Source organism: Rothia sp. 32237D007AR (assembly GCF_053544675.1).
Genome location: NZ_JBPPUO010000002.1, coordinates 25,575 through 44,867, shown reverse-complemented (window position 1 = coordinate 44,867; position 19,293 = coordinate 25,575). Strand labels below are relative to the sequence as shown.

Genomic DNA, 19,293 nt, shown 5'->3' with positions numbered 1-19,293 from the left:
GGTGGGGAGCCCGTAAACTGGTGAGGTGACTGATGCACCTTCCACTTCTTTTGTGACCGCTATTTCTGTGCTTGATACCCTGGTGCGGGCTGGTATGCGGCATGTTCTTATTGCTCCTGGCTCCCGTTCAGCGCCCCTGGCTTATGCCCTTGCGGCTTTAGACCAGGCCGGGGTTCTTGAAGCCCATGTGCGTATTGATGAACGTAGCGCTGCCTTCACTGCCCTAGGAATAGCTAAGGCCAGTGGCCAGCCAGTCGGTCTTGTCACCACCAGCGGCACGGCTGTGGGGGAGTGCCTGCCTGCTCTCATGGAGGCCTACCATGCGGGGGTTCCTTTGGCCTTGCTCTCAGCTGATCGGCCTGCCCGGCTCCAGGGTACCGGCGCTAACCAGACCACTGATCAGCAGACTATCGCACCTGCTCACACGCGGGCGTCCTGCACTCTTGAGAATTATTCGGCTGATCCGGCTGACCCTCAAAGTGCCCAGCTCAATGCGGTGCTGGCTGCTCTGACGGGGCACTCGGCAGAGAACTGGGGGGTGCGGTCAGCTACCCCTATGGGCCCTGCCCAGATTAATCTGGCCTTTGATACCCCGCTAACCCCCAGCCCTCTAGATCAGCAGATTCTAGAGCGCTGGGCACGGTCATTGGCCGAGAACCCGCCAGCACCGGCTACTGCCTTGCCCCCAGCTGATCCCACCGCAGCTAGCTGGCTAGAGACCCCTCCCGCTAGTAGGGATACTAGGCGGACGGGCCGATCTGCTACCGCCTGTCGCACCGTGGTTGTGGCCGGTGACGGGGCCGGGCCTATCGCCCAGGCTTTTGCCCAAGAGCAGGGCCTACCCCTGCTAGCTGAACCCTCCTCTAATGCCCGTTTCTCGCCCCTGGCAGTTCCCGCCTACCGGCAGGTACTTGCTGGTCCTTTAGGCAAACAGATTGAGCGGGTCGCTATTTTCGGCCACCCCACCCTTTCCCGGCCGGTTGCCACCTTGCTAGCTAACCCCGCCGTAGAGCGTGCCCTCTACCTACCAGCCCCTGCCCCCTGGTATGAGCCTGGGGCCCTGGATATCCCCCGCATAGAATCCCTCACCGCCCTGGCAGACTTTGCCGGTACTGGCCAAGGAGCTAAAACCGAGGGCGGAGAAGACTGGGCTTTGAGCTGGTGCGAAACCGGGCAGGAACTTGCCCACCAGCTAGCCCAGGTGGTGAGTGACTATCGTGCGGGTGTCTCTACTGCCGCTGACCGGCTCGGGGCTGAATCTGCTGACCGCACCGCAGGCTACGCCCTTGCCGATACCACCTGGCGTACCTGCCTAGAGGATGACGCGGTGCTGGTTCTTGGTTCCTCTAACCTGATCCGCGACCTGGACCTCATTGCCCCACCCCTAGCTGCCTCACCCCTGGTCTTTGCCAACCGTGGCCTAGCCGGTATCGACGGCACTATAGCCACCGCATCCGGTATCTCCCTAGCCCTTAACCGCCCAGTACGCCTCCTGATGGGCGATCTGACCTTCTTGCACGATAGCGGTTCTCTCAATATCGGCCCAACCGAACGTAAACCCGACCTTGAAGTGCTGGTCTACGATGACCGTGGCGGCGGTATCTTCTCCACCCTTGAACACGGTCAGCTAGCCCAGCAGCAGAAGTTTGCTCCCGCTATCCGCCGCTTCTTCACCACCCCTCACACAGCCCAGCTTGAAGAGCTGGCAGCAGCCTGGGGCGAGAACGGTATTAAGGTAAAAGTTATCCGCCCCTAGGCTCTTTGCGCCAGGGCTGGCAGATAAGAGCTAGGGGCGGATAGCTAAGAAAAGTTCTAGGCGTCGCGGTGAACAACAGCGTGAGCGAAAGACTTAAGCGCTTCTTTAATCACTGAATCAGGCAGCGGCTCAATGGTCGCGATAGCGTCATCAGCCCACTGGTAGGCAAGCTTCCAGGCCTCTTCAGTGACCGGGTGCGCCGAGAGCGCCGCAACAGCCTCAGCCAGGGCCTCATCACTGCTCAAATCTCCCTGAATAAGCTGCTGCACATGCTGGGCTTCAAGGTCACCGGTTGCTGCTGCCCGATCGAGCAAAATAGTAGGTAAGGTAGGCACACCCTCACGCAGGTCAGTGCCAGGGGTCTTGCCCGAGGCGGCACCCGAACTGGTCACATCAATCACGTCATCAGCCAGCTGGAAAGCCACCCCAACAAGTTCACCGTAACGGGCCAACATCTGTACGGTAGCCTCAGGGGCATCAGAAAGAATAGTGCCGTAGGAGCCAGCAGCGGCAATAAGAGAACCAGTCTTACCCTCAATCACCTTAATGTAATGGCTGAGGATATCCTCATTCTTCTCAGGGCCAGTCGTCTCAAAGAGCTGGCCCAGCACCAGACGTTCAAAAGTCTGCGCCTGGATAGCCAAGGCACGCCCACCTAACTCTGAGACCATGAGTGAGGCACGGGAGAAAATAAGGTCTCCAGTCAAAATGGCAACAGAATTACCCCAAATATTTTGGGCAGTATCTACACCCCGACGCTTGGGGGCATCGTCCATCACATCATCGTGGTAAAGAGTGGCCAGGTGGGTCAGTTCAACCACAACAGCCCCGTCAATGACTCGATCATTGATACCGCCACCTGCTTCTGCGGCCAGCAAAGTCAGCAGAGGGCGCACCCGCTTACCGCCTGCTGAAAGAAGATGACGGGAGGCTACATCTGCAAGATAGTTAGTCTGAGCAACTGCGCGGTCGAGGCGTTGCTCAATTTCCGAAAGAGCCTCAAGTATCTTGGGGCCGAGTTCAGCGTCCTGCGCAATGAGCTCAAACCCCTTGGGCAGGTTGAAGTCAGCTTCGGGCATGAGCACATGAGCGCTCACAGAGGAGCTGGTGGGTTCAGTCACGGTGTCTTTCACATTTCTTCGGTGGGTGGCTGCGGCCCTGAGCCGCGGTGAGCTGCTGATGTAAGTCTACCGGGTTACTGCTCAGGCTTATAAGCACGGTGCAAAGCTACAATACCGCCGGTCAGATTCTTATACTGCACTCCCTGCCAGCCAGCTTCAGTAAAGTGGCCAGCCAGTTCCTCCTGAGTAGGCCAGCTAAGAATAGATTCAGCCAGGTACTCATAGCTTTCGGGGTTTGAAGAGATCTTACGCGCAATAGGCGGAATCAGCTTCATAATATAGTTGCGGTAGATAGCTCGAAAAGGAGCGAAAGTGGGAGTGGAGAACTCGTTAATGACGATGCGTCCGCCCGGCTTAGTCACCCGGTAGAGCTCACGCAGAGCCCGGGGGTAATCAGCTACGTTACGCAAACCGTAGCTCATAGTGACAGCATCAAATTCTTCATCTGCAAAAGGCAGATGAGTGACGTCTGCCTGCACAAACTCAATATCAGGGCGGCGGCGTCGGCCAACCGCCAGCATGCCCTCAGAGAGGTCTGCGGCGATTACCTTAACACCGGCGTCAGCGAAAGGTTCAGACGAAGTGCCAGTACCGGCTGCAACATCCAGCACCTTCTGGCCAGGGCGGGCATCGACCGCGGCCACAGTCTCTTTACGCCAGTAGATGTGTTGACCCAAAGACATGATGCCGTTCATCAGATCGTAGCGTTCAGCTACCTGATCGAACATGGAAGAGATGTCGCTGGTCTTTTTGTTAAGGTCTGCTCGGTTCACCCTGCCTATTTTGTCATGTTTGTCATTAAAGCTCACCTTTGAGGCGCCCAAAAATTCATAATGAATAGTCATGCATAAGATTGCATTTATACGTATGCCGGGGCAGAATATAGCTCAAAGCACATCGCACCCCCACCGTCTTGATACGAGGTACACCCATGAAGAAGGCCCCCTTCGCGCTCGCCGCAGTTGCCCTGATGCTCACTGCTTGCGGTTCTTCCGGCACCGGCACCACCACCGAATCAGGTGTTTCCCTGATTTCAGAGGGTAAGCTCACCGTCTGCACTAACCCGCCCTACGCTCCTTTCGAGTATGAAGAAAACGGCAAAATTGTTGGTCTGGATGCCGACATCGCCGCAGCTATCGCAGAAGATTTGGGTGTAGAGCCCATCATGTTTACCACCAGTTTTGAGGGTATCCAGTCAGGTGTAGCTCTTTCCTCCAAGCAGTGCGATATTGCTCTTTCTGGTATCACCATTACCGATGAGCGCAAGACCGTTATGAACTTCACCGACTCCTACGTCGATGACAACCTGGCAATTCTGGTTCCTGCTGGTTCCACTATCAAGGGCGACGCTGATTTGGCTGGCCGCAACATTGGTGTTCAGCAGGCAACCAGCGGCGAGAAGTACGCCCAGGACGCTGGCGCTAACACCATCCAGTACGAAGACAGTGGCCTGCTCCTTCAGGCAGTACAGACCGGCCAGGTCGATGCCATCGTCGGTAACATCACCGTCCTTTCTGCCATGCTGACCTCTGATTCTTCCCTCACTGTGGTGCAGGAAATTGAGACCGGCGAACAGATCGCTGGCGCTGTAGCTACAGAGAACACTGCCCTGCTTGATTCTGCTAACGGTACCCTCCAGAAGATGGAAGAGGACGGTCGCCTGGCAGACCTGCGCAAAAAGTACCTGGGCGTATCCCAGTAATCTAGGGCAAGGGGTAGTAGCATAAACCCAAGCTCACCAATGGGGGTAGGCTAGCGTTAACGCAGCCTACCCCCACCCGTATATCTCCCCTCCTACGCCGATACGCTCCCGGGCAGCCGGGACAAGAAGGAAGACCACCCATGGCACTATCGACCCGGCAGAAACAAACCTATGCCCGCTATGCCCAGTACGCGCTGTTGGCTATTATCGCCCTCGTCGTTATCCTTGTCGCTGACTGGGGAACCTTGCGCGATAAGGTCTTCAACCCTGAGATTATTGTTCAGCAGTTCCCCAACATCATCACAGTTGCCCTGAAGAACACCCTGATTTACACGGCTCTAGGCTTCGTGGTAGGCCTAAGCGGCGGTATTCTCTTGGCCCTGATGAAGATTTCATCGGTTGCTCCCTACCGTTGGTTGGCTTCTCTCTACATTGAACTTTTCCGCGGCTTGCCTGCCCTGCTGGTTTTTATCGCTTTTGGTTACGGTATTCCCCTGGCTTTTGGTCTGCGTCTGAATAACTACGTCACTGTCATGCTGGCCCTGGGTATGGTCGCAGCAGCTTACATTGGTGAGGTGCTGCGTGCTGGCCTAGAGGCTGTGCCCAAGGGTCAGTACGAGGCTGCCCGGTCACTGGGCATGAGCCACACCCGGGCCATGGTCACTGTTATTATTCCCCAGGCCTTCCGTATCGTGCTTCCCCCGCTGACCAACGAGATTATTCTGCTGACTAAGGACTCCTCCCTGGTCTACCTGCTGGGCATGTCTGTGGCCCAGTACGAGCTGACTAAGTTCGGCCGTGAAGGGATCTCAGGCTCCGGTGCTGGCCTTACCCCGCTCGTGTTGGCAGGTGCCTGCTACCTGCTGATTACCGTCCCGCTGGGCTTCCTTGCCCGCCGCTTCGAAAAGCGTGCCAAGGCCCGCTCCCGTAAGTAAAGCCCCCACCTACCCCAGGAAGAACCAGCTATGACTTCTCAGATCGCACCTGCCTCCGTCACCATCACCAACCTGCATAAGTCCTACGGTGAAGTAGAAGTACTTAAAGGTATTAACATGTCGGTAGCCCCCGGCCAGGTAGTGTGCCTGGTTGGCCCTTCCGGGTCAGGCAAATCGACCCTGCTCCGCTGCGTCAACCTGCTAGAGACCCCTAACTCCGGCAGCATTGAGGTGGCCGGGCACTCTGTTACTGACCCTGATGTAAATATTGATGCTATGCGCCGTACCGTGGGCATGGTCTTTCAGCAGTTCAACCTCTTCCCTCACCTGACCGTGCTGGAAAACTGCACGGTTGCCCAGGTGAAGGTCTTGAAGCGTTCTAAGGAAGAGGCCCAGAAGATTGCCCTGGCCCATCTTGAAAAGGTTGGCCTGGCCGATAAGGCCGCCCGCCACCCGGATCAGCTTTCAGGTGGTCAGCAGCAGCGTGTGGCTATTGCCCGTGCACTTTCGATGGACCCTTCCCTCATGCTCTTTGATGAGCCCACCAGTGCCCTGGACCCTGAGACTGTGGGCGATGTGCTCTCTATTATGCGTCAGCTCGCTGCCGAAGGTATGACCATGATTGTGGTGACCCACGAGATGGCCTTTGCCCGCGATGTAGCTGACCGCGTGGTCTTCATGGACGGCGGTGTCGTCGTCGAGGAGGGCCCCGCTGACGCTGTGATTGGCAACCCCCAGCATGAGCGTACTCAGCTCTTCCTCTCTCGCGTGCTTAACCCCACCGCCCAGTAAGGGGCTACCTCAAACGAGAATAAAAAGCAGCACAGGCCCGCTGAAGGTGAGCCTGTGCTGCTTTTATCTGGTGTGGGTAGGGTCTAGTTGGGTTTTATCTGGGGGAGCATGCCGGTATTGGTATCGGGGGAAGGTGCCACAGCGGGCGGACGCTGGCCCGGGCCCTTACGCTGGGTGAGCAGCGAGTCGGTGATGAAGAAGGCTGCCGCTACCCAGACCAGCACAAAACCAGCCCAGCGGCCGGCTGAGAGGTGTTCTTGGGTGACGAAGAGGGCTAGGAGGAACTGGAGAGTAGGGCCAACATACTGCACCATACCTAGGACGGTGAGGGGGATGCGCGCGGCGGCTCCTGCAAAGAGCAGTAGGGGCACTGCTGTGATGATACCGCTTGCTGCCAGAATCCAGAAATGCGCTGGGCCTTCTGAGAGAAGAGTGAGGCGGCCGCTTTGAGCAAAGTGCCACATGAGCACTGCCGCTAGTGGGGCTAGTAGTAGGGTCTCCACGCTCAAAGATACGAGGGCTGGGACCGCCCCTACCTGTTTCTTCACCAGCCCGTAGAAGCCGAAGGTGAAGGCCATCCCCAGCCCCAGCCAGGGTACTGAGCCGTAGAAGATTACCATCACTAAGACTGCTAGTATCGCAAGGCCGATGCCGGCCCATTGAAGGGTGCGTAGGCGTTCGCCTAAGAAGATGACGCCGAGGGCTACGGAAACGATGGGGTTGATGTAGTAGCCCAGGGATGCTTCCATGACGTTATTGTTGGTGGTTGCAATGATGTAGAGGAGCCAGTTACCAAAAATGAGTAGGCTGGCGACCAGCAGTAGGCTCACCTGCCGCAGGTTGCCCAGTAGGGCCTTTAGTTTTTTGAGCTGTTGGGTGAGGGAGAGCAGAAGCAGGCAGAAGATGAGTGAGAAGAGCACTCGGCCAGCCACAATCTCTAGGGGGCTGGCTGGGGCTGTCAGCATGAAGTAGAGGGGGAAGAGCCCCCAGATGAGATAGCAGGAAAAGGCGTAGAGGCCGCCGGTTACTTGCTCGTTTTTGACTGTGCTCACCGGTGTCTTCCTCGTTTTCTTTTGGTATGCCTAGGAGCGCTAGCAGCTAGGAGGCTCCTGGGGTAGGGGGCGCCTAGGGCGTTTTCTCTTTCTCAAGCTTACTCCTGAGACGGCAGTGGCTACCTAGCTGGTGCCAGGTAGCCACTGCGGGGGTGCTCTTGTGAGAATTTAGAGGCCGAAGAAACGGCTGAAGAAGCCCTTCTTTTCGTCCTTAGGCTTGGGCTTGCTTGCAGCTTCTGTACGCTCAGCTTCAAGGTCAGGGGCCTGGCCAGCCAGGCGGATATCTGAGGCAGGGCGGATGGTCTCTTCAACCTTCTGCTGGTCAGCACTGCCCTGCTTGGCCTGTTCAGTCTCTTCCAGGGTGCGATCTGCGGCGAGGGAACCAGCCTTGGGCTCTTCTACCTGGGCGGGTTCTTCACGCACGATGTCTTTATCAGCGATAGTGCTGGTGGTGACGCGGCCCGGGCGAGCATTTTCGGTAGGTTCGCGGTCGTAGGGCTGCTCGGCGTTGGGGTAGACCCGGTCGGTGGTGATGGTACCTTCGACTTCTTCTTCACGAGCTGCCTGCTCGGCGGCTTCCTTCTGGCGACGCTCAGCCTCAGCAGCTTGGGCGGCGGCACGCTCTTGGGCGGCAGTAATTTCAGCCTCGCGAGCTTCGAGGGCTGCCTGTTCTGCGGCGAGGGCTTCAGCCTCGGCTGCGCGGGCGGCCTCAGCGCGGGCCTCATCTTCACGAGCAGCTTCTTCAGCCTGTGTGCGGGCTGCTTCTTCGCGGGCTGCGATCTGGTCTGCGGCCTTCTGTGCGGCGACAGCTTCGATGCCCTGACGTTCAGAAGCAAGCTGCTCACGCAGGTTGCGGGCGGTCAGGCCCAGGCGGGCTAGCTCGTCCGCACCGGCTTGAGGCTCAGCAGCCTCAATACCTGAAATCTTGCCCTGATCGAACCAGAGGCGTAGGGCACCGTCCGAAGCAGTAATAACGGCGGTTGCTTCGGTGTCCCAGGCAATGTGGGCACCGCGCAGCTTGGCGTAGGAATCTACGGCGCGTAGGTGGTTTACTGCGGTGCCGGTCTGGAGGGCCTGGGCCATGACCTGGCCCATGCGGTTAACGGTGGGGGCTTCAAGCTCAAGCTGGCTGCCATCGAGCAAAATCCAAGCGCGGACGCCGGCCCCGGCGGTGACCGGGTAGTGGGCGTAGATGCCGGTGAGGGCCTTAGAAGCTAGGGTCAGCTTGCGGGCCAGGGCGGGGTCGAGGGGGAGCTCATCGGTGGTGAGCTCAGAGATGTGGTGCTTCGCTCCGCCTTCACGCGCCTGGATTGCTGCCGAAACGACGCGGTCGGGGAAGTGACCGAGCTCCTGCCAGGACCAGATCCAGGAACCGCGGTTCTCGGATTCGGTGCCTAAGAGGTAGGGGGTGAGGCTTACGGAAGCATCAGACTGGAGGGTGAATGACGGTGCAGAGAAATCCACCGTCCATTCTGCGCCGTCGCTGATTTCAGCAAGGCGGGCCTGGTACTCGGTGGAGATAAAGATTGAATCGTCAATCAGATCCTGCAGTGTAGTAGTCATACGCTCAAGGCTAGCAACTCTTGAGGGGCTCACGCACCTTTTTATCGTAATGAGCGCTTGAATTTCTGTTATATTCAGTGACCTTGAGGAAACTAGGTAAAAATCACCCAGGGCCCCGGCGGGGGTGCTGCGCCCCAGTGCGGGTAGTTTCTTGGTTTAATAGGGTAGATAACTTGCGCCCTTTGGCTCTACCCCGTGGTGAGGCCGGTAGGGTCTGCTTCATCCCAACCTTCAGGAACAGTATGTCGCTTTCTTCGCCCCGTTACTCCGAGATCGAACGCCCCGCTATGGTGCAAGATGCCCTGAATACCATCGGTAGCTGGATGCTGGGCACGGTCAAGGTTGAAGCTGGCTGGAATGAGCTGGTACTCGATATCAAGCCCCTGTCTGAAACTGTTTTTGTGCGTATTACCGAATCCCGTGATGATCAGGACCATGTAGGCAGCGTGGGCCCCATTAAGCCTGATAGCCCGGTACTGCCGGCCATTGAGCAGCTGCAACATGCTTCTTTCATAGAAGGTGAGGGAACCTGGTTTACTGCCTCAGTGGTCATTACTGCAAGTGACTGGCCTGACCCCCAGTACCAGATTGGGGCGTCCTACGACCGGGCGCATGAGCCGGTGGACTGGAACGGTGAAGGCCGTCTAAGTGCCCGTGATATTCGCTCACACTTTGAGTCTTTCCCTCGCGATGAGCAGTACATTCCTGAGTGGGCGGCTGTGCGTTTGGCAGGACGCCGGGGCACAGGTTTCGCAGAGACCGGTAAGGAAGGTCAGCTGCCAGTCGGCCCCGTTAACCCCTACCTGACGGAGGCCTTAGCGAGCTTTGCTGCTGCCAGGAGCGAGCAGTCCCTAGCTAATGTTGTTCGTACCGCCCAGGCCGGTAATCTCATCATGGATATCACTCAGAGCGCTTCTAACACTCAGGGGCCTGCTCAACTGAACTATCAGGTATTACGCCTGGCCAACGGTATGAGGGCGCTAACTGCTTACACAGGTAGCGAACCTGCCCAAAGGTATTCAGCTCAGGTGCTTAAGGAACCTAACCCCCGCCTGGTGGTAGAGCACGCCATGAAGGTTTTCTTGCAGGTAGCTCACGATGACTCTATCGACGTGCTGGTGCTAGACCCTGGTAGCGACCACGAGTGTTTTATCGAAAAAGCCCAGATTCAGTGGGTTATCGGGTCACCGCACAATATGCCCGCCCAGCGTGCGCTCCTAGAAGAAAACATGCACGATCTGCTCATGGCCCTAACCGCCCCCGCCTCGGTGCTTCTGCTGGGGGTACGCCCTGATGACACGGTCGGGCACCCCGTCGTCCTTAAAACAGATGATGACGAAGAGAACATCGCCTTGGTCTTTACAACAGCAGCTGAAGTTGCGGCCCTTGACCCCAGTCTCGTTGTGCGTAGCGCTCCTGCCCTAGATACCCTCAAACTCTTTGCCGCTGGCAACAGTGGTGCTGTGCGTATTAATGCTCTAGCCCCGCACGCTACCTTGCCGATGGAGCAAGTACGCCAGCTCATTTCAGTAGTAGAATCACAATAAACCCCCGTCTTTTATCCAGGAGTTCCTTATGACCGGTGCCCTGCACACTCTCGGCCTTGCTGCTGCTCGCCATGCCCGCTCCACTATTGTGCTGTGGCTGGTGCTTCTGACCTTAGCCGGAGTGGGGGCCCTGACCTTAGCGCGCGGTGCCACCGCCAGCTACACCATGCCTGGAGCCTCCTTCGAGGCTGTGCGGGAAGATTTGCAAACTAAAATCCCCCACAACGGTGTATCCAATGGTTATGTGGTACTAGAGTCCGACCAGGGCTTCAACGACACCCACAAACAGGCCCTTGACCAGGCCCTGACCACTATTGACGCGCTACCTGAAGTAGCTGGCTCCATCAACCCCTTTGTCGCCGAAGAAAAGGCAACCCAGGGGGCTAGGCAACTAGAAGAGGCTCAGGCCCAGCTGGTTCAAGCCAAAGCACAAATCGATGAGGGCCAAGCTCAGCTAGAGGCCGCCAAAGCTGCCCTTCCCGAGGGGCTAAGCAACGATGAAATCGCTGCTATCGCTCCTGAAATACCAGCCCAAGAAACAGCCCTCGCTGAGGCCCGCACCACCCTGCGCGCAAACCAAGATAAGGTCAATGCTGCCCAGCGGGAACTCACCGCGGCAGGGGAGACCACCATGGTCAGCGATGACGGCACCGCAGCTATCGTCACCATCGCTTTTACCCAAGACACCAACTCCCTCCCTACTTCTGTACGCGAAGACGTCTTTAGCACCTTCGACACGCTCAAAGACACCGGCCTGACCGTCAACTACAGCTACGAACTCGACCAGGACGTCAGTGACGTATTCGGCATCTCAGAAATTATCGGCCTGGCTGTAGCCTTCATCGTCCTACTCATCACTCTGCGCGCAGTAGTAGCTGCGGGCCTTCCCCTCGTCCTGGCTCTAATTGGTGCAGGAACCGCAGTGGCCCTGGTCTACACCAGCACCGCCTTTATCGGTATGACCGCCACCGACCCCGTCCTCGCCCTCATGCTAGGCCTAGGCGTGGGCATCGATTACGCCCTGCTGATTCTCTACCGCTTCCGCGAAGAACTACGAAACGGCGCCAGCGTGCTCGATGCTGCTGGCACCGCCAACTCCACAGCGGGCCACTCCGTACTCTTTGCCGGCATGACCAACATCATCGCCCTCTCAGCCCTCTGCCTGACTGGCCTGCCCTTCCTGGCAGTCATGGGCTTAGCAGGAGCCTTCTCCGTAGCCCTGGTAGTGGCCTCATCTCTCACCTTGGTTCCAGCTGTCCTGGGTCTACTGGGCACCCGCCTACTCACCCGCACCCAGCGAAAAGAGCTCACCGAACGCCACCAGGCCCGCACCCAAGAAATCCGGGTGCCCCGTAACCGCCGTGAAGCCCTCGCCGAAATCGAGACAGCCTACAAGGGCTGGGGTGGGTTCGTTACCCGCCACCCCTTCATCATGACCCTCATCGCGGTAGCCGTTCTGGTGCTGGCCATCATCCCCACCACATCCCTTCGTCTGGGCTTACCCGATGGCTCCTACCAAGCCAGCGACTCAACCTCCTACCAGGCCTACCAAACAATCTCTGAGAAGTTCGGTGAAGGCGTCAACGGGCCCATTATCGCCGGAGTTACCCTGGCCGTCCCCCACGACGAAGCCCGTCTACGCGAGGTCGCCCTTGATGTGGCCGACCGTCTCAAAAACAACAAAATCGAAAGTGTAGCTATCGTTGCAACAAGCGACGACAAGGCCACAGCCATCTTGGCCTTCTTCCCTACAGAAGGGCCTTCAGCAGAAAGTACCCTAGCTACCGTTCACTCCATGAACGATAAGCTTGAGGCCACCGAAAAAGCTACAGCAACCCACATCGGTTTGACCGGCTCCACGGTAGCTAATATCGAGATTTCAGAGCGCATCTCAAGCTCCATCCCCCTCTACCTGGGTGTAGTTATTGTTCTCTGCCTGGTGCTCATGGCCTTTGTCTTCCGCTCCATCATCGTGCCAGTCATGGCCACCATCGGCTTCCTGCTTTCCACCTTGGCCGCCTTTGGCGCCGTTGTAGCCGTCTACCAGTGGGGCTGGCTAGCTGAGATCTTCGGTGTAACCCAACCAGGGCCCATCCTGGCCTTCCTGCCCATCTTGCTCATCGGCATCCTCTTTGGGCTATCAGTGGACTACCAAATCTTCATCGTCTCCGGCATGCGAGATGCCCACCGTAAGGGCCACACCGCAGGGGACGCAGTGGTCCTAGGCTATAAGCAAGGCGGAACAGTGGTAACTGCCTGCGGCATTATCATGGTTGCAGTCTTCGCCGGGTTCATCTTCTCCCACCTCACCGCAGTGCGCCCCATCGGCTTTGCCCTTGCACTAGGCGTAGCCATGGACGCCTTCCTCATCCGTACCACCTTCATCCCCGCCACCATGTACCTGCTCGATGAAGCAGCCTGGTGGTGGCCTTTCGGCAAGAAAGAACACGACGAAGAAGACACCCCCCGTCATATCGCCGGATAAAACACCAGAGCAGAACCAACCCCACCAGTAACCTGCTCACTACACATAAAGCCGCCCCCAACGTCCTGAACATCAGGACGCCAGGGGCGGCTTTTATCAGTAAGGGCTAGGCCCTACTGCAGACTCTAGGTGGTCTGGGGGGTGGGCTCGTCGCTCTTCTCATTGTTGTGCTTGTAGGCCTCACGTACGCGGGCACCTAGCTCTTCGTGCACTGAATCCCAGTACTTGAAGGCACGCTCACGAATCTCATCTGAGACAACAGTACCGACGTGACCGGCAATGTTCTCAACCAGACGGGCCTTAGCGGCATCGTCCATCACATCAGCGTAGAGGGCGCGGGCCTGACCGAAGTCATCGTCCTCAGCGTGCAAGGTAGCAGCGGCACGAACCAGCGCGCCATCTGCCTCCCAAGAACCCTCATGGGCGCGCTCGGGGTCAGCGTGCGGGCCACCGAAGGAGTTGGGGGCATAGACGGGGGTGTCTGCGCTGTTGAAGGTGTAGCGCATAGCGCCTTCCTTGCTGTAGCTGTTGACTTCAGCGTTCTTAGCGTAGTTGACGGGCAGGTCAGCAAAGTTGGTGCCAATACGGTAGCGGTGGGCATCCGGGTAAGAGAAGATGCGGCCCAGGAGCATCTTATCCGGGGAAGCTGAGATACCGGGAACGAAGTTGGAGGGGGAGAAGGCTGCCTGCTCAATCTGGGCGAAGAAGTTCTCGGGGTTCTTGTTCAGGGTCATCTTACCGACCTTGATGAGCGGGTAGTCCCCGTGAGGCCAGACCTTGGTCAGGTCGAAGGGGTTGAAGCGGTAGGTCTTAGCGTCTTCGTAGGGCATGACCTGAACGTAGAGGGTCCAGGAGGGGAAGTCGCCGCGCTCGATGGCTTCGTAGAGGTCCTGGCGGTGGTAGTCGGCGTTGTCACCGGCAATGCGGGCTGCCTCGTCACCGGTCAGGAAGTCGTTACCCTGGTCGGTGCGGAAGTGGTACTTGACCCAGAAACGCTCGCCTTCGGCGTTGATCCACTGGTAGGTGTGGGAGCCGAAGCCGTCCATGTGGCGCAAGGTTGCGGGGATACCGCGATCACCCATGAGCCAGGTAACCTGGTGGGCTGATTCGGTGCGTAGGCTCCAGAAGTCCCACTGCATGTCGTTGTTGCGCAGGCCGTTGCCCGGCAGGCGCTTCTGCGAGCGGATAAAGTCGGGGAACTTGATAGCGTCGCGGATGAAGAAGATGGGAGTGTTGTTACCGACTAGGTCGTAGTTACCTTCGGTGGTGTAGAACTTGATGGCGAAACCGCGGGGGTCGCGCCAGGTGTCGGGGGAGCCCTGTTCACCGGCAACGGTGGAGAAACGGATGAGCATGTCGGTGGATACACCGGGCTGGAAGAGGGCAGCACGGGTGTACTGGGAGACGTCTTCGGTGGTCTCGAAGACACCGAATGCGCCAGTGCCCTTAGCGTGGACGACGCGTTCGGGCACGCGCTCGCGGTTGAACTGGGCTAGTTTTTCTACGGTGTAGGCGTCGTGTAGGACGACGGGGCCGTCGTTGCCTACGGTCAGGGAGTCGTTGTCTGAGGCGACGGGGGCACCTTGGGCTGTGGTGGTAAATGAACCGGGCTTAATCGGGTTGTTCATTTTTCCTACTTTCCTATGTGAGGGTTGTTTTCTGCTGGTTTCTAGGGCTAATGCTAGGTGACCGGCAGGGGTGATGACGCTCTTCCTTAGCTTGTGAGTGCCTGGTTGGCGGCTGTTTGCTGGGCGAGGGCCACTTCTTTTTCTTCGGCGTTTTGGCAGTTTGCGCAGATGCCTCGGTAGAGTACATCGGCGCTGAGCAGTGCCATGCCGTGGAAATCGTTGGGGGTTAGGCAGGGTGCAGCTCCGATGGCGCAATCCACGTCTTCGACCGTGCCGCAGCGGATGCAGTAGGCGTGGTGGTGGTTGTCGCCGGTGCGGGTTTCGTAGAGTCCTGCTGATTCTGGTGGTTCGAATTTGCGGAGCATGTTGATGTCGGTGAGGTCGGTAAGGATGACGTACACCGACTGTACGGTGATACCCGGTAGTTCTTGGCGGACGGCTGTGACGATGGCGTCTGCGGTCGAATGGGGGTTATCGTGTACTGCTGCTAGCACTGCTAGGCGCTGTTTGGTGACGCGGCGGCCCTTGGATCGGAGCTGGGCTGACCAGGCTTCTTGGTGAACACTGGATGGGGTGGTGGTGCTGCCGGGAATGTGGCCGCAACCGCTGACCCCGAGGACATTCCTTGTTGACATCATGTCACTATACTATCCTTATTTTGAGTCTGTCACAATAAGGTCAGGCTGGGTAAAGCTACAAGATTGGCTAGGCTAAATTCTTAGTGAGGAAGCCCAAGGCAGGCATATAGCCTCAGCCTAATGGGGGGGGGCTAAAAAGTTTTTTAAAAAATTTTCGGTTTTCGCGTCATAAAACAGGCCTAGGCGACTCTTTACTTATGACAGCGCAAAACTGTCGGGTGTGCCCACCGGTTTTCATGATCGGCTTGGTGGTACATCACCCCCGAACTGCCCTGGGAAGCAGGGAAGGGAATAAGGGAATAAATTGTGCCCGTCAATCGTGGGGATTCGACGAGCGCAAGGGCACCTTACATCGGAACTAGGGAAAGCAATCCGATGCTTAAGGAGCTAGCGCTGTGATGTGTTAGGGGTGCAGGGTCGCCGCTGCTGGATTTTATCGAGCGGCTCTGCACATCACCCATCCAGCTGCAACCATTGCACAGGGCCGTTCGCGGGCCCTGCGCTGTAGGAAAGGCTTACATTGCTTTGCCACTAGGGGCAACTTGGCCCGACTCTTTTGTTGTGTAAGGAGTCGGGCTGCTGTTGTCCTTTCCACAAATTACTGCACGCTTCGCTCAATCCCGATAGACTAATACAATGCCCCACCACTCTAGCTAGGGGCGACTCGCATAAACTCAGGGATTTTCATGCATTCACACAACACCGCGCAACCAGCTACTGGCGGCCCCACTGACGAGCTCCTGCTCTCGGACGTCCGCGAAGGCAAGCTCGATTCGTTCGGCATTCTGTATGAACGTTACGTGTCTATGGCTCGTGCCATCGCTTACCAGCACACCTCTAATAACACTCTCTCAGAAGATATCGTTTCAGAGGCTTTTGTGCGTGTGCTTCAGGCTCTTAAAAACGGTAAGGGCCCCCGAACTTTTATGGGTGGTTACCTGGCAACTACCTTGGCCCACCTGGCAGCTGAAAACGGGCTTATTGCTCAAAAAGAGATTCCCAGTGAAAAAGAGCACCTGGAATCAATGGGTTCACTGGATGATTCGGTCTTGAAATTACACGCATCAGATGAGCTGGTGAGTGCTTTCACTGGTCTGCCTGAGCGCTGGCAGACGGTGCTTTGGATGACTGAGGTTGAAGATAAAAAGCCTCGTGAAGTCGCTCAGACCATGAATCTTTCTGCTAACGCTGTTTCGGCTCTGGCGACTCGCGCCCGAGAGAGTCTGCGCGAAGGCTTTTTGCGGGCCCACCAGAATGCCCCTAAGACTGATGAGTGCGCACATTATTCACCTCACCTGAGCTCTATGGTGCGCGGATCTCTGACCAAAAAACGTAGTGAAGCTCTTCGTCTGCACCTGTCGGTCTGCCCCTATTGCACCTCTGAGTATCTGACCCTGGCCGGTATCAATAAGTCTATGCGCGTGTGGGTATTCCCCGTGCTGGCTGGCTTGACGCCCCTTGTCACTGATGGTTCAAAGATTTTGTTGCCCTTCCTTGCCGGTGGTGTGACAAGTGGCCTTGCTGCCGGTGTTAGCACCCAGGGCGGCCTCTTCTCGGGTGCGGGGGGCGGACGCTGGGCCTCCAGTAGTCAGGCTATGATTGGTGCTGCCGCTGTGGTGACTGCGCTTGGCGCGGTTGCTGGTGGTATGGCTCTCGTCAATAATTCATCGACAGGTTCGGCGGTTATTAGTGCCGACTCCCAATTACAGACCCCTAAAGCTGAGGCAAGTGAAGAAGAAGCTGGGCTTACCGATAGCCTGGTGAACGAGCCTCAGAAGGTTTCGGGCGGTATGCCTGCTGAAACTTTGCGTTCTTCTGTGGCTGTTGATGGGCCTTCTTCAGAGCAGGGGAGTAACAACCCTAATCACGATGTCTCATCAAACTCTTTAGCGCAGGCTGTGGGCCCGGAAAATGCTGTCCCGCAGCTCGCTGACGCTGACCAGAGTGGTGTCACCGTCCCCCTAGACACGAGCGTAGAGGCTGCTCCCACCGCGTCGGGCACTGAGGCATCCCTCGTATCGCAGGGCGAGGACGCGGCGTCCTCCGCAGAACCTCTTGCTGTGCCGGTTCCTGTTGCTATCTCTATCCCAGATTTATCAGCTGACTCTCTTGCCCCTGATTCACCTGCCAATTCTGCCTTGCCTGCTGCTCCTATAAGCCCTACAATCCCGGTAGATTCATTATTTCCAGTATCCCCTGCTGACCCGGTCGTACCCGTGGAGCCTGAAGCTCCTGCAGAGCCAGAAGTTCCTGTAGAGCCGGTTAATCCTGTTGTTCCCGTTGAGCCTGAAGCTCCTGCGGAACCGGAAACTCCGGTTGCTCCTGTGGAGCCAGAAGCTCCTGTTGTTCCCGTTGAGCCTGAAGCTCCTGCGGAACCGGTTGACCCTGCCGCGCCTGTGGAACCGGCAACCCCTGCTGACCCGGTCGTACCCGTTGAGCCTGAAGCTCCTGCAGAGCCGGTTGAGCCGGAAACCCCGATTGCTCCTGTTGTTCCGGTTGACCCGGCTACACCCGTAGAGCCTGAAGCTCCTGCAGAGCCGGTTGACCCTGTAGCGCCTGTGGAGCCCGAAGCTCCTGTAGAGCCGGTCGAGCCAGAAGTTCCTGTAGAGCCGGTTAATCCTGTTGTTCCCGTTGAGCCGGAAACTCCTGTAGAGCCGGTTGATCCTGTTGTTCCCGTTGAGCCTGAAGCTCCTGCGGAACCGGTTGACCCTGCCGCGCCTGTGGAACCGGCAACCCCGATTGAGCCAGTTGACCCGGCTGCGCCCGTGGAACCAGAAACCCCGATTGCTCCTGTCGAGCCTGAAGCTCCGGTTGCACCCGTGGAACCGGCAACCCCGATTGAGCCAGTTGACCCGGCTACACCTGTGGAGCCTGAAGCTCCTACGGAACCGGAAACTCCGGTTGCTCCTGTGGGGCCCGAAGCTCCTGTCGAGCCGGTCGAGCCTGTTACTCCTGTGGAGCCTGAAGCTCCTGTAGAGCCGGTTGAGCCTGTTGTTCCCGTTGAGCCGGAAACTCCTGTGGAGCCTGAAGCTCCGGTTTCACCCGTGGAACCGGAAACCCCGGTTGAGCCTGTTGACCCGGCTACACCCGTGGAGCCCGAGACTCCTGCGGAACCGGTCGAGCCTGTTACTCCTGTTGAGCCTGAAGCTCCTGTAGAGCCGGTTGCTCCTGTTGACCCGGCTGCGCCCGTGGAACCGGCAACCCCGATTGAGCCAGTTGACCCGGCTACACCTGTGGAGCCTGAAGCTCCTGTTGTTCCGGTTGAGCCAGAAGTTCCTGTAGAGCCGGTTAGCCCTGCGGAGCCGGTTGCACCCGTGGAACCAGAAACCCCGGTTAATCCTGCTACGCCCGTGGAGCCTGAAGCTCCTGTAGAGCCGGTTGAGCCGGAAACCCCGATTGCTCCTGCTGACCCGGTTGACCCTGCCGCGCCCGTGGAACCGGAAGCCCCGGTTGTTCCTGTTGACCCTGCCGCGCCCGTGGGACCGGAAACTCCTGCTGACCCGGTCGTACCCGTTGAGCCTGAAGCTCCTGCGGAACCGGTTGATCCTGCTGCACCCGTGGAACCGGAAACCCCGATTGCTCCTGTTGACCCGGCTACGCCCGAGGAGCCTGAAGCTCCGGTTGACCCTGCCGCGCCTGTGGAGCCGGAAACCCCGGTTGACCCTGCCGAAGGCGCTACCCCGGATAATGTGGTCGTGTATGGAACCCCAGAGACTCCCTCTGACCCAACTGGACCAGATGTGCGCTCCTGGGTCGGTACTGATGATTACTACCAGTTCATGGCAACCGTGCCGTGGGATAAAATCGGTCGCCCTGGCCATGGAAACCATAGATGCTGGGTTACCTTCCTCGACAGTGATGCAACAGGTGCTACCCGTGCCTCCGGTTTTCTAACCTATCTGCCGCAGCGCATCATCAAGTCGCCTTACGCGAAGTCCCTTATCGAAGCGCACTTTGAAATAGGTAAGGTCCAAAGAGTGATCTGTTTCTAATCAGTGATGCCTACCGGCCTTACCCGCGCCGGTAGGCATCTGCTGTATTAGGCTACCCAGCTATATGCCAGCGTCCTTACAC

13 protein-coding genes are annotated in these 19,293 nt (G+C 57.9%); 7 read left to right on the top strand and 6 right to left on the bottom strand.

Going from position 1 to position 19,293, the window contains the following annotated elements; genetic code table 11:
• The first annotated feature begins 25 nt into the window (after positions 1 to 25).
• Positions 26 to 1,756, top strand: coding sequence for a 2-succinyl-5-enolpyruvyl-6-hydroxy-3-cyclohexene-1-carboxylic-acid synthase (gene menD, locus ACED87_RS01735; RefSeq protein ID WP_449081186.1), 1,731 nt, complete (start codon positions 26 to 28; stop codon positions 1,754 to 1,756).
• Positions 1,757 to 1,812: 56 nt separating this feature from the next.
• Here the strand turns inward: menD and ACED87_RS01730 are convergent, their stop codons facing one another.
• Both ACED87_RS01730 and ACED87_RS01725 read right to left on the bottom strand, forming a co-directional pair.
• The gene (locus ACED87_RS01730; RefSeq protein WP_449089592.1) at positions 1,813 to 2,835 is read right to left on the bottom strand and encodes a polyprenyl synthetase family protein; all 1,023 of its coding nucleotides are present in this window, start codon (positions 2,833 to 2,835) and stop codon (positions 1,813 to 1,815) included.
• Positions 2,836 to 2,951: 116 nt separating this feature from the next.
• Positions 2,952 to 3,650 (bottom strand): demethylmenaquinone methyltransferase, encoded by a 699-nt coding sequence (locus tag ACED87_RS01725; protein ID WP_449081185.1) that lies wholly within the window; start codon positions 3,648 to 3,650, stop codon positions 2,952 to 2,954.
• A gap of 158 nt (positions 3,651 to 3,808) precedes the next feature.
• Here ACED87_RS01725 and ACED87_RS01720 point away from each other — a divergent pair, with 158 nt between their 5' ends.
• The 3 genes from ACED87_RS01720 (at position 3,809) to ACED87_RS01710 (ending at position 6,306) form a co-directional block, all read left to right on the top strand.
• Entirely contained in the window at positions 3,809 to 4,579 is a 771-nt protein-coding gene (locus ACED87_RS01720; protein ID WP_449081183.1) for an ABC transporter substrate-binding protein, read from the top strand.
• A 140-nt stretch (positions 4,580 to 4,719) separates the two neighbouring features.
• Positions 4,720 to 5,514: an amino acid ABC transporter permease gene (locus tag ACED87_RS01715; RefSeq protein ID WP_449081181.1), complete on the top strand. Its 795-nt coding sequence runs from the start codon at positions 4,720 to 4,722 to the stop codon at positions 5,512 to 5,514.
• Between the two features lie 30 nt (positions 5,515 to 5,544).
• Positions 5,545 to 6,306: an amino acid ABC transporter ATP-binding protein gene (locus tag ACED87_RS01710; RefSeq protein ID WP_449089519.1), complete on the top strand. Its 762-nt coding sequence runs from the start codon at positions 5,545 to 5,547 to the stop codon at positions 6,304 to 6,306.
• 83 nt (positions 6,307 to 6,389) lie between these two features.
• Here the strand turns inward: ACED87_RS01710 and rarD are convergent, their stop codons facing one another.
• Entirely contained in the window at positions 6,390 to 7,358 is a 969-nt protein-coding gene (gene rarD, locus ACED87_RS01705) for an EamA family transporter RarD (protein WP_449089518.1), read from the bottom strand.
• Positions 7,359 to 7,526: 168 nt separating this feature from the next.
• Positions 7,527 to 8,921 (bottom strand): DUF6882 domain-containing protein, encoded by a 1,395-nt coding sequence (locus ACED87_RS01700; protein WP_449089517.1) that lies wholly within the window; start codon positions 8,919 to 8,921, stop codon positions 7,527 to 7,529.
• A 242-nt stretch (positions 8,922 to 9,163) separates the two neighbouring features.
• Here ACED87_RS01700 and ACED87_RS01695 point away from each other — a divergent pair, with 242 nt between their 5' ends.
• Both ACED87_RS01695 and ACED87_RS01690 read left to right on the top strand, forming a co-directional pair.
• Entirely contained in the window at positions 9,164 to 10,468 is a 1,305-nt protein-coding gene (locus ACED87_RS01695; protein WP_449081174.1) for an SseB family protein, read from the top strand.
• 28 nt (positions 10,469 to 10,496) lie between these two features.
• On the top strand, positions 10,497 to 12,953 hold the full coding sequence (locus ACED87_RS01690) for an MMPL family transporter (RefSeq protein WP_449089516.1): 2,457 nt from the start codon (positions 10,497 to 10,499) through the stop codon (positions 12,951 to 12,953).
• A 125-nt stretch (positions 12,954 to 13,078) separates the two neighbouring features.
• Here ACED87_RS01690 and ACED87_RS01685 read toward each other — a convergent pair whose 3' ends face one another.
• A complete protein-coding gene (locus ACED87_RS01685; RefSeq protein ID WP_449081171.1) occupies positions 13,079 to 14,581 on the bottom strand; it encodes a catalase in 1,503 nt (500 codons plus the stop codon).
• A gap of 86 nt (positions 14,582 to 14,667) precedes the next feature.
• Positions 14,668 to 15,216, bottom strand: coding sequence for a Fur family transcriptional regulator (locus ACED87_RS01680; protein WP_449081336.1), 549 nt, complete (start codon positions 15,214 to 15,216; stop codon positions 14,668 to 14,670).
• Between the two features lie 689 nt (positions 15,217 to 15,905).
• Here ACED87_RS01680 and ACED87_RS01675 point away from each other — a divergent pair.
• A complete protein-coding gene (locus ACED87_RS01675; RefSeq protein ID WP_449081169.1) occupies positions 15,906 to 19,211 on the top strand; it encodes a sigma-70 family RNA polymerase sigma factor in 3,306 nt (1,101 codons plus the stop codon).
• Positions 19,212 to 19,293 lie beyond the last annotated feature (82 nt).